At 56.6% G+C, this 19000-nt stretch carries 17 protein-coding genes and 1 pseudogene; 9 read left to right on the plus strand and 9 right to left on the minus strand.

The window, feature by feature from the left end; translation table 11 throughout:
• The first annotated feature begins 91 nt into the window (after positions 1 to 91).
• Positions 92 to 1348, plus strand: a complete 1257-nt coding sequence (locus tag MYY08_RS06305; protein WP_038629349.1) for a valine--pyruvate transaminase — start codon at positions 92 to 94, stop codon at positions 1346 to 1348.
• A gap of 374 nt (positions 1349 to 1722) precedes the next feature.
• Positions 1723 to 2637: an EamA family transporter gene (locus MYY08_RS06310; RefSeq protein WP_190296306.1), complete on the plus strand. Its 915-nt coding sequence runs from the start codon at positions 1723 to 1725 to the stop codon at positions 2635 to 2637.
• A 72-nt stretch (positions 2638 to 2709) separates the two neighbouring features.
• Here MYY08_RS06310 and ibpA read toward each other — a convergent pair whose 3' ends face one another.
• On the minus strand, positions 2710 to 3126 hold the full coding sequence (gene ibpA, locus MYY08_RS06315) for a small heat shock chaperone IbpA (RefSeq protein WP_038629345.1): 417 nt from the start codon (positions 3124 to 3126) through the stop codon (positions 2710 to 2712).
• A 310-nt stretch (positions 3127 to 3436) separates the two neighbouring features.
• On the opposite strand from ibpA, the gene MYY08_RS06320 reads away from it, so the two are divergent.
• Complete coding sequence (locus MYY08_RS06320; RefSeq protein WP_038630199.1) at positions 3437 to 3805, plus strand: YceK/YidQ family lipoprotein; 369 nt, start codon at positions 3437 to 3439, stop codon at positions 3803 to 3805.
• On the opposite strand, the gene MYY08_RS06325 is transcribed toward MYY08_RS06320, so the two are convergent.
• Positions 3786 to 5054 (minus strand): YidR family protein, encoded by a 1269-nt coding sequence (locus tag MYY08_RS06325; RefSeq protein WP_084970739.1) that lies wholly within the window; start codon positions 5052 to 5054, stop codon positions 3786 to 3788. The two genes, MYY08_RS06320 and MYY08_RS06325, sit on opposite strands and share 20 nt — an antisense overlap.
• A 3-nt stretch (positions 5055 to 5057) precedes the next feature.
• Positions 5058 to 5867: a sugar-phosphatase gene (gene yidA / locus MYY08_RS06330; protein WP_038629341.1), complete on the minus strand. Its 810-nt coding sequence runs from the start codon at positions 5865 to 5867 to the stop codon at positions 5058 to 5060.
• A gap of 244 nt (positions 5868 to 6111) precedes the next feature.
• Between yidA and MYY08_RS06335 the strand changes: the two are divergent.
• A pseudogene (locus MYY08_RS06335) lies at positions 6112 to 6198 on the plus strand (type VI secretion system tube protein Hcp); the annotation flags it as partial.
• Positions 6199 to 6561: 363 nt separating this feature from the next.
• Here the strand turns inward: MYY08_RS06335 and MYY08_RS06340 are convergent.
• The 5 genes from MYY08_RS06340 to dnaA form a co-directional block, all read right to left on the minus strand.
• On the minus strand, positions 6562 to 6960 hold the full coding sequence (locus MYY08_RS06340; protein ID WP_038629339.1) for a YidB family protein: 399 nt from the start codon (positions 6958 to 6960) through the stop codon (positions 6562 to 6564).
• A 92-nt stretch (positions 6961 to 7052) separates the two neighbouring features.
• Positions 7053 to 9461 (minus strand): DNA topoisomerase (ATP-hydrolyzing) subunit B, encoded by a 2409-nt coding sequence (gene gyrB, locus MYY08_RS06345; protein ID WP_038629337.1) that lies wholly within the window; start codon positions 9459 to 9461, stop codon positions 7053 to 7055.
• A 17-nt stretch (positions 9462 to 9478) separates the two neighbouring features.
• Positions 9479 to 10564, minus strand: coding sequence for a DNA replication/repair protein RecF (gene recF, locus MYY08_RS06350; RefSeq protein WP_038629334.1), 1086 nt, complete (start codon positions 10562 to 10564; stop codon positions 9479 to 9481).
• Positions 10565 to 10804: 240 nt separating this feature from the next.
• On the minus strand, positions 10805 to 11905 hold the full coding sequence (dnaN, locus tag MYY08_RS06355; protein ID WP_038629331.1) for a DNA polymerase III subunit beta: 1101 nt from the start codon (positions 11903 to 11905) through the stop codon (positions 10805 to 10807).
• A gap of 4 nt (positions 11906 to 11909) precedes the next feature.
• Entirely contained in the window at positions 11910 to 13313 is a 1404-nt protein-coding gene (dnaA, locus tag MYY08_RS06360) for a chromosomal replication initiator protein DnaA (protein WP_038629329.1), read from the minus strand.
• Between the two features lie 599 nt (positions 13314 to 13912).
• Between dnaA and rpmH the strand changes: the two genes are divergently transcribed.
• From rpmH to mnmE, 5 genes are all read left to right on the plus strand, one after another.
• Positions 13913 to 14053, plus strand: a complete 141-nt coding sequence (gene rpmH, locus MYY08_RS06365) for a 50S ribosomal protein L34 (RefSeq protein ID WP_003849659.1) — start codon at positions 13913 to 13915, stop codon at positions 14051 to 14053.
• A gap of 17 nt (positions 14054 to 14070) precedes the next feature.
• Positions 14071 to 14430: a ribonuclease P protein component gene (gene rnpA / locus MYY08_RS06370; protein WP_038629327.1), complete on the plus strand. Its 360-nt coding sequence runs from the start codon at positions 14071 to 14073 to the stop codon at positions 14428 to 14430.
• Positions 14394 to 14651, plus strand: coding sequence for a membrane protein insertion efficiency factor YidD (yidD, locus tag MYY08_RS06375; protein WP_071883725.1), 258 nt, complete (start codon positions 14394 to 14396; stop codon positions 14649 to 14651). Before rnpA ends, yidD begins: the two co-directional genes overlap by 37 nt.
• A 2-nt stretch (positions 14652 to 14653) precedes the next feature.
• Positions 14654 to 16297, plus strand: coding sequence for a membrane protein insertase YidC (yidC, locus tag MYY08_RS06380; protein ID WP_038629325.1), 1644 nt, complete (start codon positions 14654 to 14656; stop codon positions 16295 to 16297).
• Positions 16298 to 16474: 177 nt separating this feature from the next.
• On the plus strand, positions 16475 to 17839 hold the full coding sequence (gene mnmE, locus MYY08_RS06385; protein WP_084970070.1) for a tRNA uridine-5-carboxymethylaminomethyl(34) synthesis GTPase MnmE: 1365 nt from the start codon (positions 16475 to 16477) through the stop codon (positions 17837 to 17839).
• A 101-nt stretch (positions 17840 to 17940) separates the two neighbouring features.
• Here mnmE and MYY08_RS06390 read toward each other — a convergent pair.
• The coding region (locus MYY08_RS06390; protein ID WP_288013834.1) for an autotransporter family protein at positions 17941 to 19000 on the minus strand (1060 nt) is incomplete at its 5' end.

The following is a 19000-nucleotide window of genomic DNA, read 5'->3' on the forward strand; positions in this document are numbered from 1 at the left end:
GCAGGCGAGGCGTCAGGCAGGCGCTGTTTGCATCATGGCATCGCTGGCGGTAAGGTGTCCCACACCTGCCAATTACATTTGATTTACAGCTATGAGCTTTTCTCTCTTTGGTGACAAATTTACCCGCCATACCGGTATTGCCCGTTTAATGGAAGATATGGGCGAAGGGCTGCGCACTCCCGGCGCGGTAATGCTGGGCGGCGGCAATCCAGCGCAAATTCCGGCCATGAACGACTATTTTCATCAACTGCTGATGCATATGCAGCAGGAAGGAAAGCTGACCGACGCGCTGTGCAACTATGACGGCCCGCGCGGTAAGGCGGTGCTGCTTGAAGCGCTGGCTGCGCTGCTGCAAAAAGAGCTGGGCTGGCAGATTTCAGCAAAAAATATTGCCCTGACCAACGGCAGCCAGAGCGCCTTTTTCTATCTGTTTAATCTCTATGCCGGTCGCCGTGCCGACGGCACTAAAAAGCGCGTGCTGTTTCCATTGGCGCCGGAATATCTCGGCTATGCGGACGCCGGACTGGATGAAGATCTGTTTGTCTCCGCCCGCCCTAATATTGAGCTGCTGCCGGAAGGACAGTTTAAATATCATGTCGATTTTGACCATTTGCAGATCACCGACGACACCGGCCTGATTTGCGTATCGCGCCCGACGAACCCTACCGGCAACGTCATTACCGATGAAGAGCTGCTGCACCTGGATATGCTGGCGCAGCAGCACGATATTCCGCTGCTGATCGATAACGCTTACGGCTTGCCTTTCCCCGGCATTATCTTTACCGAAGCGCGACCACTGTGGAACCCGAACATTATTCTCTGCATGAGCCTGTCGAAGCTTGGGCTGCCCGGCGCGCGCTGCGGCATTATTCTCGCTGATGAAAAGGTGATCGACGCCATCAGCAATATGAACGGCATTATCAGCCTGGCGCCAGGCAGCGTCGGCCCGGCGATCGCGGTAGAGATGATCCAGCGCGGCGACCTGCTGCGCCTGTCGGAAACGGTGATCAAGCCCTTCTATCAGCAGCGCGTGCAGGAAACCATCGCCATTCTGCGCCGCTATCTGCCGGAAGAGCGCTGCCTGATCCACAAACCGGAAGGCGCTATTTTCCTCTGGCTCTGGTTTCAGGATCTGCCGATCACGACCGAACTGCTCTATCAGCGACTGAAACAGCGCGGCGTGTTGATGGTGCCGGGCCACTTCTTCTTCCCCGGCCTGGCGCAGAGCTGGCCGCATACCCATCAGTGCATGCGTATGAATTACGTGCCGGATAACGCGACGATTGAGAAAGGCGTAAAAATTCTGGCGGAAGAGATTGAGCGCGCCTGGAGCGAAGTTGCGCGCTAACCAACGCGGCGGCAGATCGCAAAAAATGGCTGCCGCCCTGTTGTCTTCGGCACGGTTTTGGCCGGGGTAAAAGACCAACCTATAAAAAGCCCAGCCTGCGAAATGCGCTGGGCGTCAGCGGCGCTTTCTCCCGCGCGCTTTTCCCGTCACGGCGTTTTCGGCTGTCGCCGCGCATTTGTCTCCCTCCATATCATTACGATCTGTATATATCAAACAGCGACATTTATGAGTAAGTTAATGAAAAGGTGATTTTTCGTTAACGCTTTTCTCATTTCTTTTTTCGGCGCTAAGCATTCGTTCCCGGCTCTGACTGACCGTTTCCCGCTGAGCTGAAAGCGATGCCGCCGTTTTTCATCTGACAGGCAGGAGAAAACATGGCTATCAAAGATCTGTTGCTGGCGCTCTGCGTGGTGGTGGCGTGGGGCGTGAATTTCGTCGTGATTAAAGTAGGGTTGCACGGGATGCCGCCGTTTCTGCTGGCCGGGCTGCGTTTTACCCTGGTGGCGCTGCCCGCGATCTTTTTCGTGCGTCCGCCGCGTATTCCGCTGCGCCTGCTGCTGCTGTACGGGCTCACTATCAGCTTTGGTCAGTTCGCCTTTCTGTTTTTAGCCATCAATCTTGGCATGCCTGCCGGGCTGGCGTCGCTGGTATTGCAGGCGCAGGCTTTCTTCACGCTGTTGCTTGGCGCGCTGCTGCTGGCGGAAAAGCTGCGGTGGTACCACATCGCCGGCATCGCCATCGCCACTGGCGGCATGGTGTTGCTGGCGACGGCAGGACAGAACGCGTCCGCCGTGGGCGGCGTGACGCTGACCACCATGCTGATGACGCTGGCCGCCGCGCTCTGCTGGGGCATGGGCAATATCACCAACAGAGTCATTATGCGTAGCGGAAGCGTACCGATTATGTCGCTGGTGGTCTGGAGCGCGCTGGTACCCATCGGGCCCTTTTTCGCCTGCTCCTGGCTGTTTGAAGGGCGCGAAGCCATCGCTGAGAGCCTGATGCATATTCAGTTAACCACGATACTGGCGCTGATTTACCTGGCGTTTATCGCCACGGTAGTAGGTTACGGCATCTGGGGTTCGCTGCTGGGCCGCTATGAAACCTGGCGCGTGGCGCCGCTCTCGCTGCTGGTGCCGGTGGTAGGTTTGTTGAGCGCGGCGCTGTTATTGGACGAAACGCTTTCCACGCAACAACTTATCGGCGCGGCCGTTGTCGTAGTTGGGTTGGTGATGAATGTCTTCGGCGGGCGCTTGAAACCGCTGCGCGCTATCCGCGTTCAGCAGGAATAACGACGTAGCCGGATGAAGATATAACAACGCCGCGTTTCCGCGGCGTCAGGGTGCTGATGAACGGGCTAAAGATTAGCTGAGAATTTCGATGCGGCGCGGTTTCATCTCTTCCGGCACGATACGTTCCAGATCGATGTACAGCAGGCCGTTTTCCAGACGGGCGTCGCGGACCACGATATGGTCAGCCAGCTGGAATTTACGTTCGAAATTGCGTTCGGCAATGCCCTGATACAGGTATTTACGCTCTGTCTGCTCTTCAGGATGAGCGCCGCGCACGATCAGCATGTTGTCGTGAGCGGTAATATCCAGCTCATTCTGCGCGAAGCCTGCCACGGCAATGGTGATGCGATAGTGGTTTTCAGCCACCAGCTCAACGTTGTACGGAGGGTAGCCGCCATTGCTTTGGTTCTGGTTGGATTCCAGCAGGTTAAACAGACGATCGAAACCGATAGCGGAACGATAGAGCGGAGAAAGGTCGAAGTTACGCATAATACAAAGCTCCTGAATTTCAGCGAGTAGGTTAATCGCAGCCTTCCGTCACGGACAGGCTGTCCGGTCACGCTGGCGAACCCATTCGGCGAATGCCGCGCTGACCGTGATAAGAAAATGGGGGTAGCTGCCATTCTTTCAAGTAGCCATTTGCAATTTTTTTAAGCAAAGCACAGAGAATGTCATACACTCAGGGGAAGATATCGTCATGCATAAGGCGCGAGTCACCACAGAGTGACCGGGACCTTTTCCCCGCCGCGGACGAAGACACTCAGCCAGGCGTTCAGCCATGACTGAAGGGATGAAACAGATGAAATTAATACAAAAATACCGTTTGGCGGGGCTTCTGGCCTGTAGCGCATTAATCACTACTTCTGGCTGTTCCAGCATGATGTCACATACCGGCGCCAGCCAGGGTTACTATCCCGGCACCCGCGCCAGCGCCGAAGTGCTTACCGACGATAAGAGCAGCTGGGTGATGAAGCCGCTGGCCCTGATCGACCTTCCTTTCTCTGCCGTGCTGGATACCGTCCTGCTTCCCTGGGACTATATGCGCGCCGACGACTGCCAGGCTATCGATTCGCCGCGGGCGCGCGTAATTGAAGCAGAGCGGCTGGCGAAAACCCAGGAAAACCTGGCGCAGGCCGCGCCGCTGGCGATTAACTCACCGCAACCGTAAATATCTGCCGATAGCCGTCAACATCCTGCATAAAGGCGATCTGACGGCCATCGGGCGAGAATACTACCGCGTCGCCTGACGGTGGCATGGCGTTGCGCGGCGTCAGTCGGCGCATTTCACCGCTCTGGCTGTCGCACAGCATCACGCTGTTGTCGCAGATAAACGCCAGTTGCCCGCCCGCCGGATGCCAACTAAACGCCGACTGAATATCGTGCGCGCTCCGGGTAATCTGACGCGGTTCGCCGCCGCAGGGCGAAATGCTCCACAGCTGCACCACGCCCGCCTCGTCACGCATCAGAAAGGCGATTTCGCTGCCGTCCGCGTTGCTGCGCAGCCAGTGGCGCGGCTGCGTCGCAAGGCCGGGATAGCGGCGCTGATGGGTAAAGGTCAGTCGACGCTGCGTTACGTCGCGCGGCGGTGCAGGCAGTTGGGTTTCCGTCCCTTCCAATGGCGCGTCGCCCGGCTGCGCATAGTCGCTCAGCTTTTCCGGCAGATCGGCCACAAACACCTCCGGCACGACATCGCCGTTCTCCGCCCGCGTATCGCCGATAAACGCCAGCGCCCAGCGCTGGCGGCTGCCGTCCGGGCGACGGTAGCCCTGCGCGCCAATCCAGCCCTCCTCATAAGCGCGGCTGATTTCATTGCTGCCGGGCTGCGGCGACGCGGTGGTTTTGCTCACCAGTACGCAGAAATGGCTGCCGTCATATTCCCGCGGATGCTGCTTCGCCGGGCAGACAGCATGCAGCGGAACGGCGACGCCAACGTTACGTAAATCCTCCCGCGTGTCCCACTCGTGCATCACATGATCGTTATAGGTAAAGCTGAGGCGGCTGCCGTCCGGGCTGAAGACATGGACGTGCGAGCCGCCGCGCAGCGCGCCCGGCGTAAAAGGCGGCGTGATATCGCAGGCGTCGAGGTTCTCCGCCGCGCCGTTCTGAATTATGACGCCGCGACGATGATGAAAGTCATAGCGCCAACTGGCATCAGGATGTTCCGGTCCATGAATGCAGACATAGCGCGGCGGCATATCGGGGCTGGCGGTCACCACGCCGACGTGCGCGCCATTGCGCGCCTGATAAAGGATCTCCGTCGCGCCGCTCTCGACGTTGACGCGCTCTACGGTCAGGCCGGTAAAGGAGGCGCCGGAAGGACGCACGTCATACACCAGCCACTGACTGTCGGCGGTCCAGACGTTGATGTTGGTCAACTGATGGTTGCGCGGGGCAAAGGTAAGCTGCTTTTCGCTCATGGTTTACAACACAAATTTTTCGATAGCGTGCGCCACGCCATCTTCCGCGTTGGTTTTAGTCACAAACTGGCTGACGGCGATTACCGAGTCGATGGCGTTGCCCATCGCTACGCCGGTGCCGGCATATTCTATCATCGCCAGATCGTTTTCCTGGTCGCCGATGGCCATGATTTCATCCTGCGTCAGATGCAGCTGCTGCGCCAGCGCATGTACGCCGGTGCCTTTATTGACCTTTTTATTAAGAATTTCCAGGTAGTAAGGGGCGCTTTTCAGGATGGTGTAATTCTGCTGCGCCTCCTGCGGCAGGCGGGCGATAGCCGCATCCAGCAGCTGAGGCTTGTCGATCATCATCACTTTCGGGAAAGTCAGCGAGCGATCCATCTCCTCAACCGCGCGGTAACGCACCGGAATGCCGGTCAGATACGCTTCGTGGATGGTGTATTCGCTGATGTCTTTATTCGCCGTATAAAGCGACGATTTATCCAGCGCCTGGAAATGAACGCCCAGTTCGCGTGAGAGCTGTTCAAACTTCAGATAGTCGTCAAAGGAGAGCGTGGTTTCCGCGACGCAGTCGCCGTTGATCGCACGCTGCACCAGCGCGCCGTTATTGGTGATGCAGTACTGGCCTTCCTGTTGTAAATCCAGCTCCATCAGATAGCGTTCTACACCGATATAAGGACGTCCGGTGGTCAGCACGATATGCACGCCCTGATCGCGCGCCAGGCCGATGGCCTCTTTTACGCGCGGCGAAATCTGGTGCTGTGGGTTAAGCAGCGTGCCGTCCATATCAATCGCAATCAATTTTATCGCCATAACGTCCTCATCAGTTTTCGATTTGCTTTAATGCTAGCGCGATCTCGCTCACGGTGACCAGCTTGTTTCTGCATGGAAGGGAGAAATGGGAAGGAGGCTGATGTTACGACAGAGGTGAATCCTGGGCTGGTGCCGGTGCCACCATCGGCAACATTAACAACTGAAATACGGCGGCTCCGATGAGAAAAATGATGAATATGCTGGCAGCCTTCGCAGAATTTGCAGGCGATCTCGCTTATTTCCCACGACTGTTTCGCCTTATCTGGCGCCAAACGGCATGAGTAGCACTCACTTTGAAACGCTTGAATTGCGTTATGAGGCGATCAACTGAACGTATACCGAAGGAAACTTTATCTACCGTGATTCATGGAACGATCGTTGTTGTGCCTGATAACGCAGGAAATCAGAAGAGCAAACGCCTCCTCTGAGCTAACGAAGAGAGAAAATGGTCGGCTTAAGAACGATCGCATCTACGCCTGACAATCGCAGGTGAATAGTAGGGTCCGGCAGCAACGGCGAGCCATCCATAGCGAAAGTAATAAATAATGGGCTTAAGCGTCTTCAGGATGACAGAATGCGCTTTCATCCTGGCGCGATCCCCAGGGAAACCGTACTCACGATACGGCAAGCGGGAAGAATGGAAGCACCGTTTCAACACGCCGCAGCATGATGAAACGGTGTAAAAACACGCAGATTAACTGAACAGTTTGCCTTTCAGCAGGTCCATCCCTGCGGCCAGTAAATCGTTGTCGGCTGATTCATGTACTTCGCCTTTAGGCGAAAGCGCATCGATGATATTCGGCAAATATTGCGCCAACAGCGAAGAGGCCGCCTGGGTATCAATGCCTAATTTTGCGCCAAGCTGAGCCAGCGCCGGGCTGCCGAGGACGGCAAGCACCTGCTCGGCGCTGAGGAATTTGTTCGCCTCCGCGCTGCTCAGCCATGTCATCACGATTTCGCCAAAGCCGCCCTGGCGAAATTTTTCCAGCAGCGCCTGGACGCCGCCCTGCTGGTTAACCCAGCTTAAAATAGCCTGATATTTAGCCGCATCGCCGTTCAATAACATACCGGCAACCTGATCAAACAATCCCATTTAATGCTCCTTAATTACGCTTCTAACGTCCTGTTACAGCCAACGGCTGGATAAAAAAAATGCCGCGCAGACGCACGGCATAGATACTTCGGTTAAATATCGATATTCGCCGCTTTCAGGGCGTTCTCTTCGATAAAGGCGCGGCGCGGTTCAACCGCATCGCCCATCAGCGTGGTAAACAGCTGATCGGCGGCGATCGCATCTTTAATCGTAACACGCAGCATGCGACGGCTGTCCGGGTCCATAGTGGTTTCCCACAGCTGTTCCGGGTTCATCTCACCCAGACCTTTATAGCGCTGTACTGCCAGGCCGCGACGCGACTCTTTCACCAGCCACTCCAGCGCCTGCTCGAAGCTGGCGACCGGCTGACGGCGCTCGCCGCGTTCGATGTAGGCGTCTTCTTCCAGCAGGCCGCGCAGTTTTCCACCCAGCGCGCAGATTTTGCGGTATTCCGGGCCCTGGATAAACTCGCTGTCCAGCGGATAATCGGTATCCACGCCGTGCGTGCGCACGCGCAGCACCGGTTCGAAGATGTTCAGCTCGCGGTTTTCACGCACGCTGGCGACATAGGTACTGCCGTGCGTTTCTCTTTCGTTCAGCAGCGTAACCAGCGTCTCGATCCAGGTCGTCACCGTCTGCTGGTTGTCCAGGCTTTCCAGCGTCGGATGGTAAACCAGCGCGTTAAGCAGCGCGAGCGGGAAGCGGCGCTCCATACGCTTGATCATGCGCTGCGTGCTGTTGTAGTCGGAGACCAGGTTTTCCAGCTGTTCGCCGCCGAGCGCCGGCGCGCTGGCGTTGGTGTGTAGCGTCGCGCCGTCCAGCGCAATGGCGATCTGATACTGATCCATCGCCTCATCATCCTTGATGTACTGCTCCTGCTTGCCTTTTTTCACCTTGTAGAGCGGCGGCTGCGCGATATAGACGTGGCCGCGCTCAATGATTTCTGGCATCTGACGATAGAAGAAGGTCAACAGCAGCGTACGAATGTGCGAGCCGTCGACGTCCGCATCGGTCATGATAATGATGCTGTGATAGCGCAGCTTGTCCGGGTTGTACTCGTCGCGGCCAATGCCGCAGCCCAGCGCGGTGATCAGCGTAGCGACTTCCTGTGACGCCAGCATCTTGTCGAAGCGCGCCTTCTCCACGTTCAGGATTTTACCTTTTAGCGGCAGAATCGCCTGGTTCTTACGGTTACGGCCCTGCTTGGCGGAACCGCCTGCGGAGTCACCCTCCACCAGGTAGATTTCCGACAGCGCCGGATCGCGCTCCTGACAGTCGGCCAGTTTGCCCGGCAGGCCCGCCAGATCCAGCGCGCCTTTACGACGGGTCATTTCACGGGCGCGACGGGCTGCTTCGCGCGCGCGCGCCGCATCAATAATTTTGCCGACCACGATTTTCGCATCGGACGGGTTTTCCAGCAGGTATTCCGCCAGCAGTTCGTTCATCTGCGATTCAACCGCCGATTTCACCTCGGAAGAAACCAGTTTGTCTTTGGTCTGCGAGGAGAATTTCGGGTCCGGCACCTTCACGGAAACGACAGCGATCAGCCCTTCGCGCGCGTCGTCGCCGGTAGCGCTGACCTTCGCTTTTTTGCTGTAGCCTTCTTTATCCATATAGGCGTTCAGGGTACGCGTCATGGCGGCGCGGAAGCCAGCCAGGTGCGTGCCGCCGTCGCGCTGCGGAATGTTGTTGGTGAAGCAGTAGATGTTTTCCTGGAAACCGTCGTTCCACTGCAATGCCACTTCCACGCCGATGCCGTCTTTCTCAGTAGAGAAGTAGAAGACGTTCGGATGGATCGGGTTTTTGTTTTTGTTCAGGTATTCAACGAAAGCTTTGATGCCGCCTTCGTAGTGATAGTGGTCGCTCTTGTCAGTACGTTTGTCTTCCAGGCGGATAGAGACGCCGGAGTTCAGGAACGACAGCTCGCGCAGACGCTTCGCCAGAATTTCATATTCGAAATCGGTGACGTTGGTAAAGGTCTGATGGCTTGGCCAGAAGCGCACGCGGGTACCGGTCAGATCGGTTTCGCCGGTGACCGCCAGCGGCGCCTGCGGCACGCCGTGAACATAGGTCTGCTGGTGCACTTTGCCTTCGCGGCGAATAGTCAGCTCCAGCTTTTCAGACAGCGCGTTAACTACAGAAACGCCCACACCGTGCAGGCCGCCGGAAACTTTATAGGAGTTGTCGTCGAACTTACCGCCGGCGTGCAGCACGGTCATGATCACTTCCGCCGCCGACACGCCCTCTTCCGGGTGAATCCCGGTAGGAATGCCGCGGCCGTCATCCTGCACCGATACGGAGTTATCCGCATGGATAGTCACGACAATCTCTTTACAGTGGCCTGCGAGCGCTTCGTCGATGGCGTTGTCCACGACCTCGAATACCATGTGATGCAGACCGGTGCCGTCATCCGTATCGCCGATATACATTCCCGGGCGTTTGCGTACCGCATCAAGCCCTTTCAGGACTTTGATACTTGAGGAGTCATAAGAATTCGACATCAACGTTTCTCGCTCATTTAATCTTCAGGTTGAACCGCTATTTTACCCTGTTCTACGCGGAACATCTTGCCCTTTTCGTCAGTCATATCGATGACGTGATCGGCGCCGATAGCGCTAACGAAAACCTGGGCGCGCGTGGCTTTCAGCCGGTCCGCCAGCAGGCGGCGTCGGCTTTCGTCCAGCTCAGAGGCAAAATCATCGATCAGATAGAGGCAGCGGCGTCCGCTCTGGCGAGTCAGAAACTCGCCCTGCGCCAGACGCAGCGCGCACATCAGTAATTTCAGCTGTCCGCGAGACAGTAAATCTTCAACCGGCGTCCCGTCGGCGCGAATACGAAAATCCGCCTTGTGGGGACCGCTGGCGGTATAGGTCAGCGCCCGGTCGCGCTCAAACTGTCTTTGCAGCAGTTCGGCGTAGTCACTCTCTTTGTCCCAGCCGCGCTGGAAGGAAAAATCCAGCCCGAACTCAGGTAAAAACTGCGCGCAGGTGGCGGTAATATCCGCCGCGATCGCCGCGCTGTATTCGGCGCGCCATTGGCTGATCTGCTCAGCCAGCGGTGCCAGTTCGCGATCCCAGGGTTCGATTTGCTGGTAACGCGTCACCTGCCGCAGCGCCGCGTTGCGCTGCTTCAGCAGCCTTTTCAGGTTGCTCCACGCCAGAAAAAAGCCAGGCGTATTGTGAAAGCAGCCCCAGTCGACGTAGGCGCGGCGAAATTTCGGGCCGCCGTTCAGCAGCGTAAAGCCTTCCGGCGTAATCAGCTGCATCGGCAGCAGCTGCGCCAGCTCCGCCACTTTATGCCCGTCGCTGCCGTCAATGCGCACCTTGCTGTCGCCGGCGCGATTTTTTGTCAGGCCGACCGTGGTTTCGCGCTCCGCGCCGTCAATGCGGCCATGCAGGATAAACGCCTCCTGTTCGTGGCGGATAATGCGCCCCGCTTGCAGACTGCGAAAAGCGCGCCCGTGGCCCAGGGTGTATATCGCTTCCAGCACGCTGGTTTTTCCGCTGCCGTTAGCGCCGATCAGAAAGTTAAAGCCCGGCGCCAGCGCCAGATCGGCTTGTTCGATATTACGGAAGTCTTGTATCAGCAGGCGGGTTAAAGCCATGAAATAATCCAAAGAGATGGCGTGACAGCAGGCGCCGTTATTCTGCGGCAGGCGTTTCTCAGGCCGGGAGACGAGCCAAACATGAGTAAATGCTTACTGGTCATAACAATATGGGGGCGTTCGGGCATTTTACAAGCCGCGCCTGCGCACTGGAGAACGACGTGTCAGCGGCTCTCCAGCTCGCAGATGAGTCGCCAGACGTCACCCGCGCAGCCGCGCTGACAACGCCTGCGTTACCCGTCAAAGACGCATCGGCATCACGACATACGCGGCGCTTTGACTCGCCTCATCTTCAATCTGTACGCTGGATACCGAGTCGGTCAGCAGCAGACGCACATTTTCGCACTTCAGCGCGTTCAGCACATCCAGCACGTAACTGACGTTAAAGCCGATCTCCAGATCGCTGCCGCCATAGGTGACGTCGAGGATCTCTTCCGCTTCTTCCTGTTCCGGGTTGTTCGCCGTAATACGCAGCTGGTTTTGGCTGATATAGAGTCGAACGCCGCGGAATTTCTCATTCGACAGAATCGCGGCGCGGGCGAACGCCTGCTTCAGCAGATCGCATCCCGCCTCCAGCGTTTTGTCCGGGTTTTTCGGCAGCACGCGACGGTAGTCTGGAAAACGACCATCCACCAGCTTGGAGGTGAAGATAAAGTCGCCGACGTGCGCGCGAATGTTGCTGCCGCCAATCTGAATTTGCAACGGCGTGTCGCCGCCGTCCAGCATACGCACCAGCTCGGTGACGCCTTTACGCGGCACGATCACCGAATGGTTCGGCAGCGACTGGCCGACCGGCATCGAACAGACCGCCAGGCGGTGTCCGTCGGTCGCGACGGTGCGCAACTCTTCACCTTCGGTTTCAAACAGCATGCCGTTGAGGTAATAACGCACATCCTGATGCGCCATTGAGAACTGCGTCGCCTCAATCAGGCGCTTTAGCGTCGCCTGCGGCAGAGTAAACTCTACCTCGCTCTGCCAGTCGTCCAGATTCGGGAAGTCGCTGGCGGGCAGGGTGGAGAGCGAAAAGCGGCTGCGGCCGGAGCGCACCAGCATTCTGTCGCCTTCCAGCACCACGCTGATCTCGGCGCCTTCCGGCAGACCACGGCAGATATCAAGGAACTTACGCGCCGGCACGGTAGTGGCGCCTGGCTCATGCGGCTGCGTCAGCGCGACGCGCGCCACCATCTCCATCTCCAGATCGGTGCCGGTCAGCGACAGGCTGCCGTCATTCACTTGCATTAACAGGTTGCCCAGAATCGGCAGCGTCGGACGACCGCCTAACGGACCGCTCACCTGCTGCAGCGGTTTAAGTAATTGCTCGCGTTCTACAATAAATTTCATAGCGTCAGGAAGATAATGTTCTGATTAAATTTGAAAAATCTTCTTTAATGTCGTGACTTTCTTCGCGTAGCTGCTCGATTTTACGGCAGGCATGCAGCACGGTAGTGTGGTCGCGACCCCCGAAAGCGTCACCGATCTCCGGCAGGCTGTGGTTGGTCAGCTCTTTCGCCATCGCCATCGCCATCTGGCGCGGGCGCGCCACGGAGCGCGAACGGCGTTTAGAGAGCAGGTCAGCCACCTTGATCTTGTAATACTCCGCCACCGTCTTCTGAATATTGTCGATGGTCACCAGCTTTTCCTGCAGCGCCAGCAGATCGCGCAGCGCCTCGCGCACGAAATCGATAGTAATGGCGCGGCCGGTAAAGTTGGCGTTGGCGATAACGCGGTTCAGCGCCCCTTCCAGTTCGCGCACGTTGGAACGCAGGCGCTTGGCGATAAAGAAGGCCACTTCGCCGGGCAGACGGATGTCGTTCTCGTCCGCTTTTTTCATCAAAATCGCGACGCGAGTTTCCAGCTCAGGCGGCTCGATGGCCACCGTCAGCCCCCAGCCGAAGCGGGATTTCAGGCGATCTTCCACACCGTTGATCTCTTTCGGATAACGGTCGGAGGTCAGGATAATTTGCTGATTGCCTTCCAGCAGCGCATTGAAGGTGTGAAAAAACTCTTCCTGCGAGCGCTCTTTATTGGCGAAGAACTGAATATCATCGATCAGCAGCGCGTCGACCGAACGGTAGTAGCGCTTAAATTCTTCAATGGCGTTGTTTTGCAGCGCCTTCACCATATCCTGCACAAAGCGCTCGGAGTGCATATAGACCACTTTCGCATTGGGCTTGCGGGCGATGATGCCGTTGCCCACCGCGTGCAGCAGGTGCGTTTTGCCGAGGCCGGTGCCGCCATAAAGGAACAGCGGGTTATAGGCGCCGCCGGGATTGTCCGCCACCTGTCGCGCCGCCGCGCGCGCCAGCTGGTTGGATTTACCCTCGACGAAGTTATCAAAGTTATGTTTGGCGTTGACGTTGGATCGCCAGGAGCGCTCGGCCGGCGCGGGCACGCTATCCCAGCTGGGACGCGCCGCAGGCTGCACCGGCGCCACGCTGGCGGCGACCGGCGCGGCGAAGCTGGCGTTGCTGGTCACGGCCGGCTGCGGAATCGACTGCACCACCGGCTTGCTGCCGACTTCAAAACGCAGCTGTGGAGCATCCGCGCCGCAAAAATCGTTAAGCAGGCCATTGATATTATTGAGATATTTATCTCTTACCCAGTCGAGCACGAACCGATTCGGGGCATATAAGGCCAGCGTATTGTCGTTCAGTTCAGCCTGTAGCGGACGTATCCACATGCTGAATTCAGTGGCAGGTAGTTCATCCTGCAAACGGGCAAGACACTGTTGCCAAAGCGAAAGTGACACGGCGGACTCCACTCGAACAAAATCGATAAGAAAATAGGCGCTGAAACAGATCAATCATCATTGTTGACGCATGCCAGTGACAGACATACGAACCGCTGTCCGCGGTTGCTCCGATCCCGATCGCAGAGTGGATCGTTAGCGGAAGGGCGGATCATAGCGCAAAGCGAGACAGAGATCTTCACTTTCTACACAGTTTTGATCCATTTTATCCACAGGCATTGAACGAGGCTAAGTTTACGCCAGGCTGGACGAAAGGCACTCAGGATCGGTCGTTTTGATGCAAATATTCAGCGTCCGTCACGTTATTATCGCAACGGCGGTGCAAACGATCGCCAGAAGATCCTGAGCGATCCTTGCGCTTTAGCGCGGACGCCGTATAATTCCCGTCCCGGCGTGATGCGCCTTGTCGATTTCGACAGGATTTGCAGGTCGATTCGGGCAGCCAGGCGCGCGCAGCAAGCGAAGTAAATTGACTCCGGACTGTACAATTATTACAATCCCGCCTCTTTATTAAAGATACACTGAGGCGTCGGTCGTTTTACTGAACCGGGTACGACGCGTCACCACGTGAAATTTTTCAAGTTTAGGTAGAAATCGCCATGAAACGCACTTTTCAACCGTCCGTACTGAAGCGCAACCGTTCTCACGGCTTCCGTGCTCGTATGGCTACTAAAAATGGTCGTCAGGTTCTGGCACGTCGTCGTGCTAAAGGCCGCTCTCGTCTGACCGTTTCTAAGTAATAAAAGCTAACCCATAAGTGGTTAAGCTCGCATTTCCCAGGGAGTTACGTTTGCTAACTCCCACTCATTTCACTTTCGTCTTCCAGCAGCCACAACGGGCTGGCACGCCGCAAATCACCATCCTCGGCCGCCTTAATTCGCTGGGGCATCCCCGTATCGGTCTTACCGTCGCGAAAAAAAATGTTAAGCGTGCGCATGAGCGTAACCGGATCAAGCGATTGACCCGCGAAAGCTTTCGCCTGCGCCAACACGAACTCCCCGCAATGGATTTTGTGGTCGTGGCCAAGAAAGGGGTAGCCGACCTCGATAACCGTGCGCTAATGGAAGCGTTGGAGAAATTATGGCGTCGTCACTGTCGCCTGGCTCGCGGCTCCTGATTGCGCTGATTCGCGTTTATCAACGCGTCATTAGCCCGCTTCTGGGACCTCACTGCCGGTTTACCCCAACCTGCTCGCAATATGGAGTTGAGGCATTGCGCAGGTTTGGAGTGATAAAAGGCAGTTGGTTGACGCTCAAACGCGTATTAAAATGCCACCCTTTAAACCCGGGTGGTGACGATCCGGTGCCGCCAAAAACCGACGATAACAGAGAACATTAACGATGGATTCGCAACGCAATCTTTTTCTCATCGCTTTTCTGTTCGTGTCTTTCATGATCTGGCAAGCCTGGCAGACGGACCACGCTCCGCAGCCTCAGCAAACTCAGACCACGCAAAACACGACAGTAGCCGGTGATGCCGCTAATCAGGGTGTGCCTGCCAGCGGTCAGGGCAAAACCATCACCGTTAAGACTGATGTCCTGTCTTTGAACATCAATACCCGCGGTGGCGATGTGGAACAGGCGCAGCTGCTGACTTACCCGGACAAACTGGGTTCTTCTCAGCCTTTCCAGCTGCTGGAAACCTCCTCAGCCTTCCTGTACCAGGCACAGAGCGGCCTGACCGGCAGAAACGGGCCGGACAACCCGAATAACGGCGCGCGTCCGCTGTTTACTACCACGCAGGATCACTTCGAACTGGCTGATAACCAGAGCGAGTTGCGCATCCCGATGACCTTTACCGCGGAAAACGGCGCCGTCTACACCAAGACGTTCGTGCTGAAGCGCGGCGAATATGCCATTAACGTCGAATATCAGGTGAACAACGCGACTCAGCAGCCGCTGGAAGTGGCGATGTTCGGCCAGCTGAAACAGACTATCGATCTGCCGAAGCACCGCGACACCGGCAGCAACAACTTTGCTCTGCATACTTTCCGCGGCGCCGCTTACTCCACCAGCGACGAGAAGTATGAGAAATATAAGTTCGACACCATCGCCGACAACGAAAACCTGAGCACCACCACCGCCAACGGTTGGGTGGCGATGCTGCAACAATATTTCGCTACCGCATGGGTGCCGCGCACCGCAGGCAACAACACGCTCTATACCAGCAATCTTGGCAATGGTATTGCGGCCGTCGGCTATAAATCCGCGCCGGTGACGGTTGCGCCAGGCAGCCAGCAGACGCTGGCGGCGACGCTGTGGGTCGGCCCGGAAATTCAGGACAAGATGGCGGCCATCGCGCCTCACCTTGATCTGACCGTGGACTACGGCTGGCTGTGGTTTATCTCTCAGCCGCTGTTTAAGCTGCTGAAGTTCCTGCACAGCTTTATCGGCAACTGGGGCTTCTCCATTATCGTCATCACCTTTATCGTGCGTGGCATCATGTACCCGCTGACCAAAGCGCAGTACACCTCCATGGCGAAGATGCGCATGCTGCAGCCGAAGATTCAGGCGATGCGTGAGCGTCTGGGCGATGACAAGCAGCGCATGAGCCAGGAAATGATGGCGCTGTATAAGTCGGAGAAGGTAAACCCGCTGGGCGGCTGTCTGCCTCTGGTTATCCAGATGCCGATCTTCCTTGCGCTTTACTACATGCTGATGGGCTCGGTAGAACTGCGTCATGCGCCGTTCGCGCTCTGGATCCATGACCTGTCCGCGCAGGACCCGTACTATATCCTGCCGATTCTGATGGGCGTAACGATGTTCTTCATTCAGAAGATGTCGCCGACCACCGTAACCGATCCGATGCAGCAGAAGATCATGACCTTTATGCCGGTCATCTTTACCGTCTTCTTCCTGTGGTTCCCGTCAGGTCTGGTGCTTTACTACATCGTCAGCAACCTGGTCACCATTCTCCAGCAGCAGCTGATCTATCGCGGTCTGGAAAAACGCGGCCTGCACAGCCGCGACAAGAAGAAAGCCTAACCGTCGGAGTCAACGTGACCTCCGGCAGTATCAAGCAGGGGCGGGATTTTCCCGCCCCTGCTTATTTGTTGCTTTCCGGTCATCAAAATTGACGCCGGGGGTGGTAAATCCGGCGACAGTGATTATTATCAGGCGGTCAATCGACCGCCTTCGTTTTACAGTATTGAGAGAGTTTCCATGAGCCACAGCGATACCATTGTCGCCCAGGCCACACCGCCAGGACGCGGCGGCGTGGGCATTCTGCGTGTTTCCGGCAGCAAAGCGGCAGAGGTCGCCCGGCAACTGTTGGGCAAACTGCCGAAACCGCGTTACGCCGACTATCTGCCTTTTAAAGCGGCGGACGGCAGCACCCTCGACCAGGGCATCGCGCTATGGTTTCCGGGGCCTAACTCCTTTACAGGCGAGGATGTGCTGGAGTTACAAGGACACGGCGGCCCGGTGATCCTCGATCTGCTGCTGAAGCGCATCGTGGCGCTGCCCGGCGTGCGCATCGCTAACCCAGGCGAGTTTTCGGAACGCGCGTTTCTTAACGATAAGCTGGACCTGGCGCAGGCGGAGGCGATTGCCGACCTGATCGATGCCAGCTCCGAGCAGGCGGCGCGCTCCGCGCTGAACTCGCTACAGGGCGCCTTCTCTACCCGTGTTAATCATCTAGTGGAAGCGCTCACTCACCTGCGAATCTACGTGGAAGCGGCTATCGACTTCCCGGATGAAGAGATTGATTTCCTGTCCGATGGCAAAATTGAAGCGCAGCTAAACGCCGTGATGCAGGACCTGAACGCTGTGCGCGCCGAGGCTCGCCAGGGCAGCCTGCTGCGTGAAGGGATGAAAGTGGTGATCGCTGGACGCCCCAACGCCGGTAAATCGAGCCTGCTTAATGCGCTGGCCGGTCGCGAAGCCGCTATCGTTACTGATATCGCCGGCACCACGCGCGACGTGCTGCGCGAGCATATCCATATTGACGGCATGCCGCTGCATATCATTGATACCGCCGGTTTGCGCGACGCCAGCGATGAGGTTGAGCGTATCGGCATCGAGCGCGCCTGGCAGGAGATTGAACAGGCGGATCGCGTGCTGTTTATGGTTGACGGCACCACCACCGATGCTATTGAACCTGCTGCCATCTGGCCCGATTTTATTGCGCGTCTACCCGCTGCCTTACCGATCACCGTGGTGCGTAATAAAGCGGATGTCACCGGTGAGCCGCTGGGTTTAACAGAAGTAAATGGTTACTCACTTATTAGACTGTCAGCGCGTACCGGCCAGGGCGTCGATGTGCTGCGCGACCATCTGAAACAGAGCATGGGCTTTAATGACAATATGGAAGGCGGCTTTTTAGCGCGCCGTCGTCATTTACAGGCTCTGGAGTTAGCGGACACTCACTTACAACAGGGTAAAGCGCAGCTGCTGGGCGCATGGGCTGGCGAGCTATTGGCGGAGGAATTGCGGCTGGCGCAGCAGGCGCTAAGCGAGATTACCGGCGAGTTTACCTCCGACGATCTGCTGGGGCGTATTTTCTCCAGCTTTTGTATTGGTAAATAGTTTCTGCCAACGTTTTTCGAATAGCCAGCGAGAGAACAATATAAAAAAGGCGCCGGAGAGTATGATTTATCCGGCGCCTTTTTATTTTTATTGCAGATTCATCAGAAGGTGTACTTAGCCCCTAACATCAGGCTGGCGTCCTGGTAATGATAGCGGCCATGTTGCAGAGCCACGCTGCCATTAATATGGAAGTTATCGCTTATCTTCCCTTCCACGCCGGTTTTAAGCTCCGCTAAATTTCTGCCGCTATTTTGCTCAACGTCAACCTGATTGAGATTGACCCGGAAAGGGTCGCTGTTATACAGCCAGTTAAGTTCTACATAGGGCTTCAGATTGCTTTCTCCGGGCTGTTTAGACTCGGTGATCCAGCCACGTACCCCGATACGAGATATCACATTAGTGTTTTTATTAGCCACTACCTGCGTACCGTTTTGTTCAACCAGATGCACGGTTTTAAGGCCGTTAAAGATAAACTGCGCATGCGGTTGCAGATAAAAACCGTAGGTACGCTGGTTTTTCCCGGTGCGCTCAAGCGCTTTCCAGCCGTAGCCAGCTTCCAGTGAGGCACTGACGCCCTGAGTATGATATTTCTCAGTCCACAGCCCTTCCCCTGATACGCTACTGTTGAACCAGTTATATTGCACCCAACTATCCAGCCATAGTCCGGTATTTCTGTCCTGATTAGCGAACCAGGTAGCGTAAGCGCCCACGCTATAGCCTGAAATACTGCTGTCGCTGGAATAGTGGTTCACCGTTGAGCGAATATTTGTTGACTGATGTCCATAACCAAACATCGGTCCAATATGTAAACTTCCGCCACCCAGCTCCTGCTGAATCAGATCGCCGCCCAACTGTATGGTATAGCGGTTACTCTGAGCTTCCAGTTGGTCTGCCATGTAGGTACGATTATGGCCACCCGCCTGGCGCAGCCATAAACTGGTCTTGTGCTGCCCGTCAGCAGACTGGCCCTCATTACCAAGACGATCGTGCAGGCTGAGATTAAATAACGTAGCGGCCGCCGCACTGTTAGCAATATAACCACCCGCTTCAGGACGAATAACGCCGTTACGCGTAAGGTCAATCGGCGGCGTCGGGGTTGGTTCCGGTGTCGGGGTTGGTTCCGGTGTCGGGGTTGGTTCCGGCGTCGGGGTTGGTTCCGGT

The sequence above is a fragment of the Mixta sp. genome, assembly GCF_024610815.1.
Taxonomy (GTDB): Bacteria; Pseudomonadota; Gammaproteobacteria; order Enterobacterales; family Enterobacteriaceae; genus Mixta; species Mixta calida.

Coding starts and splice junctions, on each gene's coding strand:
- dnaN (WP_038629331.1), bottom strand. CDS start 11,905: ATGAAATTTATTGTAGAACGCGAGCAATTACTTAAACCGCTGCAGCAG.
- MYY08_RS06320 (WP_038630199.1), top strand. CDS start 3,437: ATGAAATTAATACAAAAATACCGTTTGGCGGGGCTTCTGGCCTGTAGC.
- MYY08_RS06305 (WP_038629349.1), top strand. CDS start 92: ATGAGCTTTTCTCTCTTTGGTGACAAATTTACCCGCCATACCGGTATT.
- gyrB (WP_038629337.1), bottom strand. CDS start 9,461: ATGTCGAATTCTTATGACTCCTCAAGTATCAAAGTCCTGAAAGGGCTT.
- recF (WP_038629334.1), bottom strand. CDS start 10,564: ATGGCTTTAACCCGCCTGCTGATACAAGACTTCCGTAATATCGAACAA.
- MYY08_RS06325 (WP_084970739.1), bottom strand. CDS start 5,054: ATGAGCGAAAAGCAGCTTACCTTTGCCCCGCGCAACCATCAGTTGACC.
- yidD (WP_071883725.1), top strand. CDS start 14,394: ATGGCGTCGTCACTGTCGCCTGGCTCGCGGCTCCTGATTGCGCTGATT.
- mnmE (WP_084970070.1), top strand. CDS start 16,475: ATGAGCCACAGCGATACCATTGTCGCCCAGGCCACACCGCCAGGACGC.
- rpmH (WP_003849659.1), top strand. CDS start 13,913: ATGAAACGCACTTTTCAACCGTCCGTACTGAAGCGCAACCGTTCTCAC.
- yidC (WP_038629325.1), top strand. CDS start 14,654: ATGGATTCGCAACGCAATCTTTTTCTCATCGCTTTTCTGTTCGTGTCT.
- MYY08_RS06340 (WP_038629339.1), bottom strand. CDS start 6,960: ATGGGATTGTTTGATCAGGTTGCCGGTATGTTATTGAACGGCGATGCG.
- yidA (WP_038629341.1), bottom strand. CDS start 5,867: ATGGCGATAAAATTGATTGCGATTGATATGGACGGCACGCTGCTTAAC.
- MYY08_RS06310 (WP_190296306.1), top strand. CDS start 1,723: ATGGCTATCAAAGATCTGTTGCTGGCGCTCTGCGTGGTGGTGGCGTGG.
- ibpA (WP_038629345.1), bottom strand. CDS start 3,126: ATGCGTAACTTCGACCTTTCTCCGCTCTATCGTTCCGCTATCGGTTTC.